Annotated in this window: 16 protein-coding genes; 4 read left to right on the top strand and 12 right to left on the bottom strand. The window is 72.7% G+C overall.

Going from position 1 to position 14,825, the window contains the following annotated elements:
- The first annotated feature begins 186 nt into the window (after window positions 1-186).
- Window positions 187-1,803 (top strand): SDR family oxidoreductase, encoded by a 1,617-nt coding sequence (locus MJ607_RS02400; protein ID WP_243073945.1) that lies wholly within the window; start codon window positions 187-189, stop codon window positions 1,801-1,803.
- A gap of 69 nt (window positions 1,804-1,872) precedes the next feature.
- Here MJ607_RS02400 and MJ607_RS02395 read toward each other — a convergent pair whose 3' ends face one another.
- The 6 genes from MJ607_RS02395 to MJ607_RS02370 are packed head-to-tail and all read right to left on the bottom strand — an operon-like array spanning window position 1,873 to window position 6,315.
- A complete protein-coding gene (locus MJ607_RS02395; RefSeq protein WP_243073944.1) occupies window positions 1,873-2,199 on the bottom strand; it encodes a CHY zinc finger protein in 327 nt (108 codons plus the stop codon).
- Window positions 2,196-2,807: an energy-coupling factor transporter transmembrane protein EcfT gene (locus MJ607_RS02390; protein ID WP_243073943.1), complete on the bottom strand. Its 612-nt coding sequence runs from the start codon at window positions 2,805-2,807 to the stop codon at window positions 2,196-2,198. The genes MJ607_RS02395 and MJ607_RS02390 overlap by 4 nt, the downstream gene beginning before the upstream one ends.
- Window positions 2,801-3,484: an energy-coupling factor ABC transporter ATP-binding protein gene (locus MJ607_RS02385; RefSeq protein ID WP_243073942.1), complete on the bottom strand. Its 684-nt coding sequence runs from the start codon at window positions 3,482-3,484 to the stop codon at window positions 2,801-2,803. Before MJ607_RS02385 ends, MJ607_RS02390 begins: the two co-directional genes overlap by 7 nt.
- A complete protein-coding gene (locus MJ607_RS02380; protein WP_243073941.1) occupies window positions 3,481-4,599 on the bottom strand; it encodes a thiolase family protein in 1,119 nt (372 codons plus the stop codon). Before MJ607_RS02380 ends, MJ607_RS02385 begins: the two co-directional genes overlap by 4 nt.
- Window positions 4,589-5,695: a class I adenylate-forming enzyme family protein gene (locus MJ607_RS02375; protein WP_243073940.1), complete on the bottom strand. Its 1,107-nt coding sequence runs from the start codon at window positions 5,693-5,695 to the stop codon at window positions 4,589-4,591. The genes MJ607_RS02380 and MJ607_RS02375 overlap by 11 nt, the downstream gene beginning before the upstream one ends.
- Window positions 5,692-6,315, bottom strand: a complete 624-nt coding sequence (locus MJ607_RS02370; protein WP_243073939.1) for a biotin transporter BioY — start codon at window positions 6,313-6,315, stop codon at window positions 5,692-5,694. The genes MJ607_RS02375 and MJ607_RS02370 overlap by 4 nt, the downstream gene beginning before the upstream one ends.
- Before the next feature lie 72 nt (window positions 6,316-6,387).
- On the opposite strand from MJ607_RS02370, the gene MJ607_RS02365 reads away from it, so the two are divergent.
- Entirely contained in the window at window positions 6,388-7,020 is a 633-nt protein-coding gene (locus tag MJ607_RS02365) for a TetR family transcriptional regulator (protein ID WP_243073938.1), read from the top strand.
- 24 nt (window positions 7,021-7,044) lie between these two features.
- Here MJ607_RS02365 and MJ607_RS02360 read toward each other — a convergent pair whose 3' ends face one another.
- Window positions 7,045-7,830 (bottom strand): hypothetical protein, encoded by a 786-nt coding sequence (locus MJ607_RS02360; RefSeq protein ID WP_243073937.1) that lies wholly within the window; start codon window positions 7,828-7,830, stop codon window positions 7,045-7,047.
- 189 nt (window positions 7,831-8,019) lie between these two features.
- Between MJ607_RS02360 and MJ607_RS02355 the strand changes: the two genes are divergently transcribed.
- On the top strand, window positions 8,020-8,640 hold the full coding sequence (locus tag MJ607_RS02355) for a PadR family transcriptional regulator (RefSeq protein WP_243073936.1): 621 nt from the start codon (window positions 8,020-8,022) through the stop codon (window positions 8,638-8,640).
- A complete protein-coding gene (locus tag MJ607_RS02350) occupies window positions 8,637-10,178 on the top strand; it encodes an MFS transporter (protein ID WP_279234276.1) in 1,542 nt (513 codons plus the stop codon). The genes MJ607_RS02355 and MJ607_RS02350 overlap by 4 nt, the downstream gene beginning before the upstream one ends.
- 166 nt (window positions 10,179-10,344) lie before the next feature.
- Here MJ607_RS02350 and MJ607_RS02345 read toward each other — a convergent pair whose 3' ends face one another.
- The 5 genes from MJ607_RS02345 to MJ607_RS02325 are packed head-to-tail and all read right to left on the bottom strand — an operon-like array spanning window position 10,345 to window position 14,822.
- Window positions 10,345-11,229 carry a siderophore-interacting protein gene (locus MJ607_RS02345; protein ID WP_243073935.1) on the bottom strand — a complete coding sequence of 295 codons (885 nt, stop codon included), beginning with the start codon at window positions 11,227-11,229 and terminating at the stop codon, window positions 10,345-10,347.
- A gap of 18 nt (window positions 11,230-11,247) precedes the next feature.
- Window positions 11,248-11,844, bottom strand: a complete 597-nt coding sequence (locus tag MJ607_RS20150) for an XRE family transcriptional regulator (RefSeq protein WP_243073934.1) — start codon at window positions 11,842-11,844, stop codon at window positions 11,248-11,250.
- Entirely contained in the window at window positions 11,841-13,094 is a 1,254-nt protein-coding gene (locus tag MJ607_RS02335) for an allantoate amidohydrolase (protein ID WP_243073933.1), read from the bottom strand. The genes MJ607_RS20150 and MJ607_RS02335 overlap by 4 nt, the downstream gene beginning before the upstream one ends.
- Window positions 13,091-14,224 (bottom strand): FAD-dependent oxidoreductase, encoded by a 1,134-nt coding sequence (locus tag MJ607_RS02330; protein ID WP_243073932.1) that lies wholly within the window; start codon window positions 14,222-14,224, stop codon window positions 13,091-13,093. Before MJ607_RS02330 ends, MJ607_RS02335 begins: the two co-directional genes overlap by 4 nt.
- Window positions 14,225-14,246: 22 nt before the next feature.
- Window positions 14,247-14,822, bottom strand: coding sequence for a HutD family protein (locus tag MJ607_RS02325; protein ID WP_243073931.1), 576 nt, complete (start codon window positions 14,820-14,822; stop codon window positions 14,247-14,249).
- Between the last annotated feature and the right edge of the window lie 3 nt (window positions 14,823-14,825).

Below are 14,825 nucleotides of genomic sequence, written 5' to 3'. Positions count from 1 at the left end.
CCACCTCCGCAGCCCGTGCCATGCGGCTGACACGGAATCTCCACTCGACGAGGGCAGCGAGTGAGGAACGCCGAGCTGGGGCCCTCGCACCCGGGTTGCATGACAGCCAGTCGGCGCGGGATGGCACGTGTCGGAGTCCCGCGCAAGCCCTGGCAGCGGCATCCATGGGCCCCTTAGCGTCGGAGGGTGACGGAATCGACCTCGCCGACCGGCAGTGAGCCGGGACTGAGCGCCGCCCCGCGAGCCGACGGGTCGCCGCCCACCGCCCTCGTGCTGGGTGCGACGGGGTACATCGGCGGACGGCTCGTGCCGCGCCTTCTTGCGGCGGGCTACCGCGTGCGGGTTCTCGCGCGGGATGCGAGGCGGGTCGGGACGTTCGACTGGGCGGCGCGCGTCGATACGCACGTCGGAGACGTGACGGATGCCGCGGCCGTCGCCGAGGCCGTGCGCGACGTCGACGTGCTCTACTACCTGGTCCACTCGATGGCGGCGGGGCGGGGCTTCGAAGACGCCGACCGGCGGGCCGCCACGACGATCGCCGACGCGGCGGCTGCGGCCGGAGTCTCGCGCATCGTGTACCTCGGCGGGCTGCACCCGGACGATGCGGAGCTCTCGCCGCACCTGCGCTCCCGCGTCGAGGTGGGCCGGATACTGCTGGGCTCGGGCGTGCCGACGCTCGTGCTGCAGGCGGGCGTCGTGATCGGGTCGGGCTCGGCGTCGTTCGAGATGGTGCGGCATCTGACCGAGGTGCTCCCGTACATGCCGGCGCCGCGCTGGGTGCGCAATCGCATTCAGCCGATCGCGGTGCGCGATGTGCTGCACTACCTGCTCGGCGCCGCGCGCGTGCCGGCGGAGATCAATCAGGCGGTGGACATCGGCGGCCCCGACGTGCTGCGCTACGGCCAGATGATGAACGGCTACGCGGTCGAGGCGGGGCTGCGGCAGCGTCCCATCGCGGCGCTCCCCGTGCTCACACCGCGGCTCGCGTCGCACTGGGTCAATCTCGTGACGCCCATCCCGCGGTCGATCGCGCGGCCGCTCGTCGAGTCGCTGCAGAACGACTGCATCGTCAAGAATCACGATGTCGACGCGCTCATCGCTCCGCCGGCCGACGGGCTCACGCCGTACCGGCGCGCCGTCGACCTCGCGCTCGGGCGCGAAGCGGAGGACGGCGTCGAGACGAGCTGGCGCGACTCCGAGGTGCTGGGGGTGCCGAGCGATCCGCTGCCGAGTGATCCGGATTGGGCGGGGAAGACCGTCTTCACCGACGTTCGCTCGGCGCGCACGCCCGCGAGTCCCGCGCAGCTGTGGCGCGTCATCGAGGGGATCGGGGGCGTCAACGGCTGGTACTCGCAGCCGCTCCTGTGGGCGATGCGGGGCTGGATGGACAAACTCGTCGGCGGCGTCGGCCTCGCCCGCGGACGCCGCAGCAGGTCGCGGCTCGAGGTGGGCGATGCGCTCGACTTCTGGCGCGTCGAGGCCATCGAGCCGGGCAGCCTGCTGCGACTGCGGGCCGAGATGAAGGTGCCCGGCCTGGCGTGGCTCGAGCTGCGCGCGAGCGCCGACGGGACCGGATCGCGGTACGACCAGCGCGCCGTCTTCTTCCCGCTCGGGCTCGCGGGCCGCCTGTACTGGTTCGCGGTGCTGCCGTTCCACGGCTTCATCTTCCGCGGCATGGCGAACCGGATCACGGCGGCCGCCGAAGCGATCGAAGCGGAAGCGACCGAGGCGGAAGCAACCGAGGCGGAAGCAACCGAGGCGGAAGCGTCCGAGGCGGAAGCGGCCGCTGCGCAGGAGTCGTGACCTGGCACGGCAGGGGATGCGGCATCCACTTCTCCGCAGATGACGGAAGCGCGGGCCGGCACCCTCGCGTCAGACCTGGAAGTACAGCTCGGTGTGGAGCGCGCAGCCGGGGTTGAAGGATGCGGCGCACGCAGGGCAGGCGTCGGTCTGGAGGTACTCGGTGATCGTGAGGAGGTTCCCGCAGGCTCCGCAGAGCACGGCGCGCTCCTCGCGATGGGCGACCGGCCACTGCTCGGCCGCGTGGTCCGCCGTCTCGGCGTGGCAGAGGTGGCAGGGGTAGAACTCGCGGCAGCACGCGAACCGGATCGCGATGATGTCGAGGGACGTGCGGTAGTGGATGCAGCGCGTCTCGTCGTCCACGACGGGCCCGCGCACGACGGGATGAGGCGAGGTCATCGCACGCCCCGCGCGGTGAGGGCGTCGCCGAGTTCGAACGCGTGCTTCGAGGCCAGGACGAGGAACGGCACGGCGAAGGTGCGCAGGCTGCGCCCGGCGCCGCGGGCGCGCTGCGCGTCGCGCACTTCTCGGGCGAGCCTCGCGAGCACGGGGATCGTGGTGAGCGTCACGGTGAGCATGAGCGCGGCGCGCTGCGAATCGAGGCGCAGACGCTCGAGGGGGCGGAGCCCGCGCTCGAGCGCGTCCAGCAGCTCGGTGACGCGGGTCGTGAGCACGAGCAGCGCGCTGACGACGATCGCTGCGACGATGCGGGTGGTGTTGGCGACGGCCGGCTCGGGACCCAGGAAGATGAGCTGGCTGACCAGCGTGAACGCGAGGATCCAGCGCAGCGCGAACACCTGGTGCGCGAGATCGCGCAGACCGAGCATCCCGTCGCCGAGGCCTGCCGCGGCGTAGGCGAGGACCGTGACGGATGCCGCGACCCCGGCGCCCCACCACGTCGAGGGGAGGAACGAGATGCCCAGCACGACGGCGAGCACGAGCAGCGTCTTGCGGCCCGCGGGCATGCGGTGCAGGCGCCCGTCACCGGGCCGGTAGAGAGTCAGCATCGCAGGAGCGCCTCGTACTCGGCGACGAGTGCGGCGGGCTCGCCGACCGCGGCGACCCGGCCGTCGGCGAACCGCACCGCCGCGTCGCAGCGCTGCGCCAGCGCGAGATCGTGCGTGACCAGCACGAGCCGGTGCCCCTCGTCGGCGAACAGGTGGTCGGCGACGCGTCGCGCGTTGCGGGCGTCGAGGTAGGCGGTGGGCTCGTCGGCGACGACCAGGTCGGGGCGGCGCACGAATGCGCCGCACAGGGCGAGCAGCTGCTTCTGCCCGCCCGACAGGTCGTGCGACGCGCGCTCGGAGAGGCTCGTGAGCCCGAACCGCCCCAGCGCGGTCGCGACGCGCTCGCGGAGCTCGGCCGCGGGCAGGCGGTCGGCGCGGAGCGAGAACGCGACGTCCTCGGCGACGGTCGGCATGAGGATCTGCGCGTCCGGGTTGCTGAAGATGAGCGCCGTCCGCCGCCGCAGCGCGTCGGCCTGCGTTGCCGGGTCGAGTCCCAGAAGCCGCATCGTGCCCCGCGTGGGGGAGACGAGCCCGCCGACGAGTCGCGCGAAGGTGGACTTGCCCGAGCCGTTCTCGCCGATCACCGCGAGCGTGCGGGCGTCGACGTCGAGCGAGACGTCGCGCAGCACGTCGGCGTCGCCGAGGCGCACCGTCACGGAATCGAGCACGACGCTCATCGCACGACCTGCAGGAGTGCGGCGACGCCCAGGCCGCCGCCGACGGATGCCGCGGCCACCCCGAGCGTGCCCGCGGGAGCACCCCCGCGGACGAGGCGGCTGAACAGGCGGACGACGGCGACCGCGCCGCTGGCTCCCCACGGGTGCCCCAGCGCGAGGGCGCCGCCGTCGGCGCACACCCGCGGGTCGTCGTCGGCGATGCCGAGCCGGTCGAGGACGGCGAGGCTCTGCGCCGCGAACGCCTCGACGATCTCGAGCGCGGAGATGTCGGCGACCGACATTCCGGCGGCGGAGAGCGCGGCCTGCACGGCGGGCGCCGCGCCGACCCCGGGGAGCGCGGGATCGCAGCCGACCACGGCGGCGGCGCGGATGGCGAGACCGGGGCCGCTCCCGGCCGGTGCGACCAGGACGGTGGCCGCGCCGTCGCCGATGCGCGTCGCCGTGCCCGCCGTGACGGTGCCGCCCGGGAACAGGGCGGGAAGCCGGGGCAGCAGGCGCTCGGCGCCGCCGATCGCGTCGTCGTGGTCGAGGCCGGCGAGGGGCACGAGCTCGGCGTCGAACCGGCCGGCCGCGAGCGCCTCCCGGGCGCGGGCGTGGCTGCGCGCCGCGTGCGCGTCCTGCCGGGCGCGGGCGATGCCGTCGTGGGCCGCGAGGTCCTCGGCGGCGCGGGTCATGTCGGGGTCGGCGAATCCGTCCGGCGCGAAGGGGGCGCGGTCGTACGGCACGCCGTCGATCGACCGCACCGGGGCGGTCGACGCGCTCTCGACACCGCCTGCGACCCGCATCCGGTCGTCGCCGGCCCGGATCGCGGCAGCCGCGTCGAGGATCGCCGCGAGTCCGCTGCCGCACTGCCGGTCGACCGTGCCGCCTGGGATCCGCGGGTCGAGGCCCGCGGCGAGTGCCGCGATGCGCGCGGGATTGCCGCCCGGGCCCATGCAGTTGCCCAGCAGCACGTCGGCCACGTCGATCGGCGCTCCCGTCGACGCCTCCGCGTCGGCGAGGGTCGCGCGGATGACGGGTGCGGCGAGTTCGCCGACGCGCAGCTGCGCGAGGGCGCGGCCGCGGGTGCCGATCGGGCTGCGTCGCGCGGCGATGATGACGGGGTCAGACGGCAAGGCGCTCCACCTCTCCGGCCAGCGCGCGGCGGACGGCCTCGGCGCGCGCGGGCTTGCCCGATGCGGTGCGGGGGAGCGTGCCCGCGAACCATTGCCGCGGTCGGTGCGCGGGCGTCAGCTGCGCCGCGCTCGCCGCCCGCAGGTCGGGCGCGTGCGAATCGTCGAGTTCGACGAACGCGGCGACGAGGGCGCCCACCCGCGCCTGCGGGACGCCGAACACGACGGCATCGCGGACACCGGGCAGCGACCGCAGCACGGCCTCGACCTCCTCGGGCACGATCGTGGCGGAGGCGCTGAGGATCGCGTCATCCGCTCGCCCCAGCAGCCGCAGCCGGCCGTCGACCAGCTCTGCCCGGTCGCCGACGGTCGCCCAGTCTCCGTCGTTGCGCAGCGGTCCGCCGCTGCCGGCGTATCCGAGCGCGACGAACGGAGACCGCACCCACAGCTCGCCGTCGCGGATCTCGAGCTCGACGCCGGGGAACGCGCGCAGTCCGTCGCCCTCGTCGACGGCCACGAACGACAGCTCCGCCGCGCCGTAGTACGCGACCACCCGGATGCCGGCTGCCTCGGCCTGCTCGCGCAGGGCGCCGTCGAGATGCGAGCCGCCGACCAGGGCCGCACGCAGGTGAGGGGGAGGCCCTGCGTCGAGCACGCTCCGCAGCGCGTGCGGCGTGCCGTGCAGGCACGTGATCGCGGAGTGGTCGACGGTGCGCGGATCCGCGGAGCCGAGCACCGGACGCGGTCCGTCCGCGAGCGCGTGCGCGAGAGAGAAGAGCGTGAGGGATGCCGATGCCGGAGCGGGCAGCAGCACAGCGTCATCCGCGCTCGCGTCCAGCAGTCGTGCGACTGCGGCGAACGACGAGGCCCACGATGCGGCGCTGCGCAGCACGATCCGCGGCGAGCCGCTGCTGCCCGAGGTCAGCGTCGCCCACCCCGTGTCCGGGGGAGGCTGCGCGGCGGCCGATGCCGCGGCCACGGCATCCCGCTGCGAATCCGACCAGCGCTCGTCGACGACCAGCGGGATCTGCCCGGCAGCGCGCAGCGTGCGCAGCCCCTCGAGCAGCCCCGCCGACTCGCCGCCGACCGGGACGATCACGGCACGCGCGCCGGTTCCGTCGGCACGGATGCGTCGACCTTCGCCGGCCATGTGCGCCGGAACGCCCGCGGGTACGCGCGCACGAGGGTCATGACGATCGCCGTCGCGATGACGGCCTTCACGAGGTCGCCGGGGATGAACACGAGGCTCGTGAGCGCCGTCTCGGCGAGCGGCAGGCGCGTCACGAGTGCCTGCACGGGGATGCCGATCGCGTAGACGACGAGGATCCCGCCGGTCACGATGCCCACGAAGGTGCGCCACGTGACGGGCTTGCGGCCCCCCGCGTGCACGATGAGGCCGATGACGAAGGCGCCCACGATCCAGCCGAGCAGGTACCCGGCAGACGGTCCGAGGAAGACCCCGATGCCGCCGCGCCCGCCCGCGAGGAGCGGCAGCCCGAGCGTGACGAGCGTCAGGAACACCGTGACCGACAGAGCGCCGAGCCACGGACCGAGGATCGCACCCGCGAGCATCACGCCGAGCGTCTGCGCCGTGATCGGCACGGCGCCGAGCACCGTGAAGCTCCCCGGCAGGCCGAGCACGGCGATGATCGCCGCGAACACGGCGATGCGCGCGACATCCGTCGCGTCGATCCGGCGGGGGCGGAGCGGATTGGCCATTGTCGTCTCCTTCGGGGAAAACCCGGTCACCTGAACGGCGTTCACCTGAACGCCGTTCACTATAGTGAGGGAATGGCCGCAGCAGAAACCGGACGACGTCACACTCGCGACGCCGTGGCACGTGCCGCGCTGAAGATCCTCGACGACGACGGGCTGCCCGACCTCACGATGCGTCGCCTCGCGGCCGCCCTCGACGTGCAGCCGAGCGCGCTCTACTGGCACTTCCCGAACAAGCAGACCCTTCTCGCGGAACTCGCCGACCGCATCGTGGCGCAAGCCGCGCAGCGCCCAGGGGGAGTGGATGCCGCCTCCCGCACGCGGTTCGAGGCATCCGCCCTGCGCGACGCGCTGCTGGCCTACCGTGACGGAGCGGAGGTCGTCTCGAGCACGCTCGCGCTCGGCCTAGGGTCCGCCGCGGCCCGCGACCGTCTCACCGACGCGATCACGGCCGACGGCTACGACTCGGCCACCGCCGATCGAGCCGCCTCGACGCTGCTGCACTTCGTGATCGGACACGTCTCGCACGAGCAGCAGCGCATGCAGTACGACAGCCTCGGCGTCGTCGTGGCCGATGCGAGCCTCTCGCCCCTGAACGACCGCGATGCGGCAGCCGAGTTCCTCTTCGGCGTCGACCTCATCATCGGCGGATTGGAGCACCGCCGCTCGTCGTCCACCACCGCCACGAGCGGTTCCGAGCAGGCCTGAGCCGTTCGGCGGCCGCGAGGGCCTCTAGTCGCCGAACCCCGACTCGGTCTCGAGCGGGGTCGGTTCGAAAGCGCCGCGGGATGTCGAGAGCTCGCCTTCCTCGAAGTACAGCTCGCTCACCTGGTCGAACTCGAGGGTCATGAACCGGTGCGCGCCGGTGACGTGCCCGCGGCCGGTCACCTTCTCTGCGCTCCGGACCCGGGCTTCGGCCGTGTTCGCGCGGCCCTCGAACACGACCTCGATGCCGGCCCGAAGATCGTCGTCGTCCGGGCGCTCACCCGTCAGCGCGACGGACAGGATCTGGTCGAAGTCGGGAGGCTCGGTGATGACGTGCGCGAGAAACAGCTCGTCGCCGCGTCCGACCAGCCGATACGTGAGCTCGTCGAGCGGGACCTGACGATCGAATCTGCGCGCATAGACGATGTCCGAGATGCGCACCTCGACGTCGGAGAAGTCAGGGATCGGCTCGCCGCCGCGTTCCAGATGCCCGCGGAAGAAAGTCGCCCGGAACGACTCCCGCTCGGGCGGATCCGTCGCGTAGAGACTGGACAGCGCGAACTTCTCGGGCATGACCGTGTAGAGCCGCTCGTCCGGATGCTCTGCGCGCTCCGCCGACCACGCGTCGCCGAGCTCGCTCCCGTCCTTCTCCACCGCCACTTCGAGGAGCAGCTGCGCGTCGTGCGGCGCCATGAACATCGGAAGGTGCGACAGGAAGACGGTGCCGCGCCCGAAGACGAACATGTTGTGGCGACCGAAGTCGGCCGGCGGCTCGGACGTCGTCTCGCCGCTCAGCGGTCCAGGGGAACTCATCATCGATCTCCTCCCGAGTCCGTGCCTGCTCAGCGGTCGGAGGGCTCGAGAACCGTCGTGCCGTCGTGGCGGGGAGCGGGTACGCCCACAGACTGCCCCCAACCTCTGCCGGGGGCAAGGACCACCCTTGAATAGTTCAGATGGACTAGTATTGCGTGGACCATTCGACCAGGGCGGGAGACGAGCATCGTGAAGGATGTCGCGCGCGCGCTGAGCCCGCTGGGGCTCATGATCCTCGCCCTGCTGGGTGAAGGCGACATGCATCCGTACGAGATGATCCGCCTCATGCGCCAGCGACGGGATGAACGGCTCGTCACGATCACGAACGGCACGGTCTACCACACGGTCGGCCGCCTCGAACGGGCGGGGCTGCTCGCCGAGGTCGGCATCGACCGCGAGGGCAACCGGCCCGAGCGCACGACCTACACGCAGACCGCCGACGGACGGGCGGCCGTCGTCGACTGGGTGCGGCGCGAGCTCGCGCGCATCGATCGGCCCGCCGAGTTCAGGGTCGCGCTCGCCGAGGCCCACAATCTCGAGCGCCATGAGGTGGTCGCGCTGCTCCGGGGGCGCGCAGAGGCGCTCGCGGAACGGCGATCGGATCTCGCGGCGGCGCTGCACTCCGCGCACTCCCGCGGCGTGCCGGCGCAGTACCTCATCGAGGCCGAGCGCGAGCTCGCGCTGCTCGGCAGCGACCTCGAGTGGCTCGACTCGCTGCACGTGCGTCTCGCGCAGGACGACTTCCCGTGGGGCGCACCCGACGTGCCCTCCGCACGCTATCTCGAAGACCGAAAGGCTGCACGCCGATGACTGATCCCACGACACGCTCGGGAACCGATGAGACGGATGCCGCGGCATCCGTCACCGCCCGCGCGAGCAATCCGTCGACCGGCGCCCTGAAGACCAAGGCGCCCCAGAACCCGTGGCCAGCCCTCTGGGCTCTCGTCATCGGGTTCTTCATGATCCTCGTCGACACGACGATCGTGTCGGTCGCGAACCCCGCCATCAAGGCGGCCCTCGACCCCGACACGAACAACCTCGACAACGTCGTGTGGGTCACGTCGGCCTACCTGCTGGCGTACGCCGTGCCGCTGCTCATCACGGGGCGGCTCGGCGACCGGTTCGGGCCGCGCAACATCTACCTCATCGGGCTCGCCGTCTTCACGCTCGCCTCGCTCGGCTGCGGTCTGTCGTCCACGCTCACCCTGCTGATCGCGGCGCGCGCCGCGCAGGGGTTCGGCGCTGCGCTCATGACGCCGCAGACGATGGCCGTCATCACGCGCACGTTCCCGCCCAACCGGCGCGGTGCGGCCATGGGACTGTGGGGCGCGACCGCCGGTGTCGCGACTCTCGTCGGGCCCATCGCGGGCGGCCTTCTCGTGGATGGCCTCGGCTGGGAGTGGATCTTCTTCATCAACATCCCGGTGGGCATCGTCGCATTCGTGCTGGCGTGGATCCTGGTGCCCAAGCTCGAGACACACGCGCACCGCTTCGACATCCTGGGCGTCTTCCTGAGCGCCATCGGTCTCTTCCTCATCGTGTTCGGACTGCAGGAGGGGCAGCACTACGACTGGGCACTGTGGGTGTGGGCGATGATCGCGGGCGGCGTGGTGGTGATGGGCATCTTCATCTGGACGCAGGCTCGGACGAAGAATGAGCCGCTCGTTCCGCTCGAGCTGTTCCGGGAGCGCAACTTCTCGATCGCGAACATCTCGATCTCGACGGTGGGCTTCGCCGTGACGAGCATGTCGCTGCCCCTCATGTTCTTCATCCAGCTCGCCCGCGGGCTCTCACCGACCGAGTCGGCGCTGCTGCTCATCCCCATGGCCGTGCTGACCGGCGTGCTCGCGCCGTTCGCCGGGCGCCTGCTCGACCGGACCGACCCGCGCTTCCTTCTCGTGCCGGGCCTCGCGTGTTACACGCTGTCGATCCTCTGGTACTCGAGCCTCATGAACGTCGACACCCCGATCTGGATGTTCCTGCTGCCGTCGGCCCTCATGGGGATCGGCAGTGCCGGCATGTGGGGTCCGCTCGCGACGACCGCCACGCGCAACCTCGAGCCGCGCCAGGCGGGTGCCGGTGCCGGCATCTACAACACGACCCGCACCATCGGCTCAGTCATCGGGTCGGCCTCGATCGCCGCGTTCATGCAGGCGCGCCTCGAGGCTAACCTGCCGGGCGCGAGTGATGCGCAGGGCGGCTTCGGCGGCGGGACGCTTCCGGACTTCGTCGTCGACGGATTCTCGACCGCGATGTCGCAGGCGATCCTGCTGCCCGCGGCGGTCGTGCTGATCGCACTCGTGGCGGTGTGCTTCCTGCGCCGGCCCGAGGGTCTCGTGCGTCGCTGAGACGGCCAGGCGCGGCATCCGTTCCCGTCGAACGGATGCCGCTCCCCGACGGCGCCGCGTGCGTCGGCGCGGGACGAATCCAGGTGATTCGGGCTGCTCAGGCCTTTCGAACGATGGAAATTCCTGATCTCGCCGAATCGCCTGAATTCGCGACGGCGCGGGACGCTCAGTCGGGGTCGGCGGGGTCGATCGGGGCGTGGTGGTCGAAGGCGGCGGCGCCGCGCTTCCAGTAGCCGCTCAGGGCGAACTGGGCGCGGGGGAGTTCCAGCTCGTAGCGCAGCAGCCTGCGGAGGGGGATGAGGCGGGATGCCTCTCCCGCGCCGAACACGAAAGTGCCGGCATCCACTCCCGCCGTGCGAACGGCGTCCGCGAGGTCGGCGCCGCCAGCCGTGACGGTGACGTCGTCGCGGGTCGCGCGGAGGTAGGTCTCGGCCCACGCGAGGTCGCCCGCGACGTCGACGATCACGTCGACGCGCGTCGAGGCGGGCACTTCGGCGGCCCAGCGCGACGCCGCCGGGAACGCCGTCGGGTCGACGACGAGCAGGATGCGCGGGGCGTTCTGCGTCGCGTTCTTCGATCCGCGCGGACCGACGACGACGAGCCGGTCGCCGAGCTTCGCCTGCGCGCCGAACGCCGCGGCGGGGCCCGGATCGGCGTGCAGCAGGAAGTCCAGGTCGAATGCGCCGTAGCCCGTCGCCTCGTCGACCCGCGGGTTCAAGGGCGTGAAGTCGCGCGCGAGCATCGGCGCGTCGGGGCGGACGATGCCGTCCTCGCCCTCAGTCGCGGGGCGGGGTGCGACGAGCTCGCCCGTCGCGGGGTCGGGGAAGAAGACGCGCACGTGGTCGCTCGGGCCCGTGCTCGCGAAGTCGTGGAAGTCCGGCCCCGAGAGGGTGACGCGCACGAACTCCGCGACCGGCTGCGACACCGCCGTGACGAACGCCTCGCGCGCCGTGAAGCGGTGCCGCCCCCCGCCACGGAAGAACCTCGAGGCCGGGTCGTCCTCCGCGCGACCTGCGAGCGGGCGGGGCGGCTGGGCAGCGGCATCCGTCATGACGTCCTCCTTCGGCCGCTAGCGCGACCGGATCGCGAGGAACCGGATCGGGACCTCGATCAGCTCGACCGGGCCGTGCGCCGCTTCGCCGTCGAGCAGGAGCGCGTCGCCCGGTGCCATCTCGTACTCGTACCCGCCGTGCCCGTACTTCATGCGCCCCTCGAGCATGTAGAGGAACTCGGTGCCGGGGTGCTGGAAGAGCGGGAAGACATTGGATGCGTCGGTGAGCGTCACGAGCGTGGGCTCGAGGGCGTTCGGGGTGTCCTTGAGCACGCCGAGCATGCGGTACAGATGCCCGTGCTGCGTGCCGCTGCGCACGCTGACGCTGCCGGCTCCTGCCTTCGTGAACGAGGCCTCGCGGTCGCTCGCCGATCCGCGGAACAGCGCCGTCACGGGGATGCCGAAGCCGTCCGCGAGGCGCTGCAGCGTCGTGAGCGAGCACGACGTCGTGGCCGACTCGATCTTCGAGATCATCGCCTTCGACAGGCCCGTGCGCGCCGCGAGGTCGGCCGCCGAGATGCCCTGCTCGGCGCGATAGCGACGCACCTGCTGGGCGATGACCGGCTCGAGCACTCCACCGGCGCCCTCGCCTGCCCCCGCGGTCGCCGCACTCACCTCGCCATCATATTGGCCGCGCTCGCGGGGGCGTCGCTCGTCGTCGCCGCGAGGTCGCGCAGCACGTCAGCGAGAGCGGCGGCGCCGACCTCGGCGTCGGCGTCCTCGACGAGCTCGTCGGGGGAATGCGAGATGCCCGTCGGATTGCGCACGAAGAGCATCGCCGTCGGGACCGCCGAGGCGAGCACCCCGGCGTCGTGGCCGGCTCCCGTACCGAGCTCCGGCGCACCGGGGAGCGACGTGCGCAGCGTCTCGCGCAGGCCGAGGTCGAAGTCGACGGTCGGGCTCAGCGATTCCTCGCGCACGTCGGCGCGGCATCCCTCCTCTGCTGCCGCCGCCAGGATCCGGTCGCGCGCCTCGGACACGAGGGCCGCCGTCACGACGTCGTCGGGATGCCGGATGTCGATCCAGAACCGCACCTGCGAGGCGATCACGTTCGTCCCGCCGGGGACCGGCTCGAGGCGGCCCACGGTCGCGCGCGCGTCCGGCGTGCGGCGCGCGAGGTCGCGGATCTCGACGATCATGCGCGCCGCGGCCACGACGGGGTCGCGTCGGTCGCCCATGAGGGTCGTGCCGGCGTGGTTGCCCTCGCCGTCGACCGTCACGCGCCACCGCCCGTGGCCGAGGATCGACGACGCGATCGCGACGGGCTCGCCGAGGTCGATGAGGCCGCGCCCCTGCTCGACGTGCAGCTCGACGAACGCCGAGATGCCCGCGAGGCGGTCGGGGTCGGCACCGAGGTGCGCGGCGTCGAGTCCGTCGCGCTCGGCGACCGAGGCGAACGTGTCGCCTTCGCGGTCGGTGAGCGCAAGGGCCCTCGCGGGATCGATCGCGCCGCTCATGAGGCGCGATCCGAGGCACGCGACGCCGAAGCGCGAGCCCTCCTCCTCGGGGAAGACCGCGATGCCGATCGGCCGCGACGGCGCGACCCCGCGGCCGCGCAGGATGTCGACGGCGGCGAGGGCGGATGCCACGCCGAGCGGTCCGTCGTAGCCGCCGCCGCCCGGGACCGAGTCGAGGTGGCTCCCCGTGACGACCGCCTTCGCCGTGCTGCCTGACGGATTCCACCACGCCCACAGCGTGCCGTTGCGATCGCGCTCGAGGTCGAGTCCCCGCGCCTCTGCGTGCGACGCGAACCACTCCCGCAGCTCGCGGTCGGCATCCGAGTATCCCGCTCTGCTGAAGCCGCCGCGCGCGTCGTCCCGGCCGATCGACGCGATCTCGCGGAGCATCGCCGCGACGCCGCTCATGCGCCCGCCAGTGCCGCGAGCGGGCGGAACCGCGAGATGCCGGAGTCCTCGCCCGTCACGAGGCGAGCGGTGATCTCGCCGAGCAGCGGCGCGAACTTCGCCGCGTGCCCGGAGCACGGCGAGAGGATCGTGACGCCGCCCGTGCGGTCGATGATGAACTCGTCCGCGGGAGCGTTCGTGAAGAGGCACGTCGTCTCTGCGTACGGCTCGGGGACGAGCCCCGGAAGCGCGCGCTCGACGTACGCGACGAGCCGCTCGCGCTTGACCGGATCGACGACGCGATCGTGCTCGAGGGCCGAGCCGATGACGCGGCCGCCGTTGTACTCCGCGACCTTCTGACCCCGGAACCCGGCGTCGCGGCCGCCGGGCAGACCGTAGACCTGGATGTCGGACCGCTTGTTGATGAAGGTCGGCCATGCGGCATCGACGTCGCGGTAGGGGAAGTGCAGCGCCTGCTCCTGACGCACTTCGAGCGGCGGGAACGCGGCGAGGGTCGCGGAGGGGAGCCCCAGCTCGCCGAGCAGCGCCGGCAGCCATCCGCCGGCCGCGACGACGACGTGCGAGGCGAGAACCGTGTCGCCCGCCGCCGACTCGACGAGGAAGTCCTCGCCGTGCGCGATCACGCGAGCCGCCGTCCAGTCCTGTCGCAGCTGCGCGCCGGCGGCGATCGCGAGGCCCACCATCGCCTCGACCGTCGCCTCCGCGTCGATGACGCCGGCGCTCTCGTGCCACAGCACGGGGCCGTCGAAGGCGAACCCCGGCCAGCGGGACGCCGCCTCGGCGGCGCTCACCAGCTCGTGCGGGATGCCGTAGCCCGACAGCACCGCCGCGAGGGCGCCCGGCTCGCGCGTCGCTCCGTAGTCGAGCGACCCGGTCGGGGTGATGAGGCGCTCGCCGTGGAGGGCCTCGAGCTCGTCCCAGCCGCGCCGCGCCTCGACCATGAGGCCCGTGTAGAACGCGTCGGGGTAGGTGTACCGCAGGATCCGCGCCGAGCCGTGCGAGCTGCCGAAGGCGCTCGCCGGCGTCGTGCGCTCGAGGAGGACGACGTCGTGGCCGCGGCGGGCGAGGCTCCACGCGGCCGCGGCGCCCGCGAGGCCCGCGCCGATGATCGCGATCGGGTGAGTGGACATGGAGGCCTTTCAGGTGGGCGGCTCAGTGGCCGCAGGGGACGATCCGGAACCGCGCGATGAGCGCGGACTCGCACAGGATGCGGCGGGGCCGCGTGCTCTGCAGCAGGGCGCTGCCCGGCGGGAGCGGCAGGTCGTCGACGGTCGCCGCCCCTGCCAGCAGCACGGTGAGGGTCGTGTTCGGGTCGATCGGCACGGCGCCGCGCCGGACGTCGATGCGGTAGGCGGGGACGGCGAGCCCCCGCTTGACCATGACGTTGACGACCGAGACGCCGCCGCGATCGGCGCTCGCGACGACCCGGGCCTCACCGGGGAAGCGGATGCCGCGCTCCCGCTCCACGCGGTGCTCGACGCCATCCACGGTCAGGGTCAGCGGGGACGCGCTGAGCGGGATCAGCACACGCTCGACACCCTCGAGGCGGGAGAACGGCATCCGTCCCCGCAGCTCGGCGATGCTGAGCCGCCACGCGAGGCGCTTCGCGAGCACCCGCGTGACGCCCAGGCCGTTCGCCCACGACTCGGGCGCGGCGTCGGCGGGAGTGACGACATCCAGTCCCGCCGACTCGTTCAGATCGGGCCGCGCGCCCAGGTCGATGGACACGGG

This window comes from Microbacterium sp. SS28 (assembly GCF_022761035.1).
Taxonomy (GTDB): Bacteria; Actinomycetota; Actinomycetes; order Actinomycetales; family Microbacteriaceae; genus Microbacterium.
The sequence above is the reverse complement of the archived record's forward strand: the minus strand, read 5'-3'. Positions and strand labels throughout refer to the sequence as shown.

Coding starts and splice junctions, on each gene's coding strand:
- MJ607_RS02395 (WP_243073944.1), bottom strand. CDS start 2,199: ATGACCTCGCCTCATCCCGTCGTGCGCGGGCCCGTCGTGGACGACGAG.
- MJ607_RS02390 (WP_243073943.1), bottom strand. CDS start 2,807: ATGCTGACTCTCTACCGGCCCGGTGACGGGCGCCTGCACCGCATGCCC.
- MJ607_RS02385 (WP_243073942.1), bottom strand. CDS start 3,484: ATGAGCGTCGTGCTCGATTCCGTGACGGTGCGCCTCGGCGACGCCGAC.
- MJ607_RS02370 (WP_243073939.1), bottom strand. CDS start 6,315: ATGGCCAATCCGCTCCGCCCCCGCCGGATCGACGCGACGGATGTCGCG.
- MJ607_RS02365 (WP_243073938.1), top strand. CDS start 6,388: ATGGCCGCAGCAGAAACCGGACGACGTCACACTCGCGACGCCGTGGCA.
- MJ607_RS02360 (WP_243073937.1), bottom strand. CDS start 7,830: ATGAGTTCCCCTGGACCGCTGAGCGGCGAGACGACGTCCGAGCCGCCG.
- MJ607_RS02350 (WP_279234276.1), top strand. CDS start 8,637: ATGACTGATCCCACGACACGCTCGGGAACCGATGAGACGGATGCCGCG.
- MJ607_RS02345 (WP_243073935.1), bottom strand. CDS start 11,229: ATGACGGATGCCGCTGCCCAGCCGCCCCGCCCGCTCGCAGGTCGCGCG.
- MJ607_RS02335 (WP_243073933.1), bottom strand. CDS start 13,094: ATGAGCGGCGTCGCGGCGATGCTCCGCGAGATCGCGTCGATCGGCCGG.
- MJ607_RS02330 (WP_243073932.1), bottom strand. CDS start 14,224: ATGTCCACTCACCCGATCGCGATCATCGGCGCGGGCCTCGCGGGCGCC.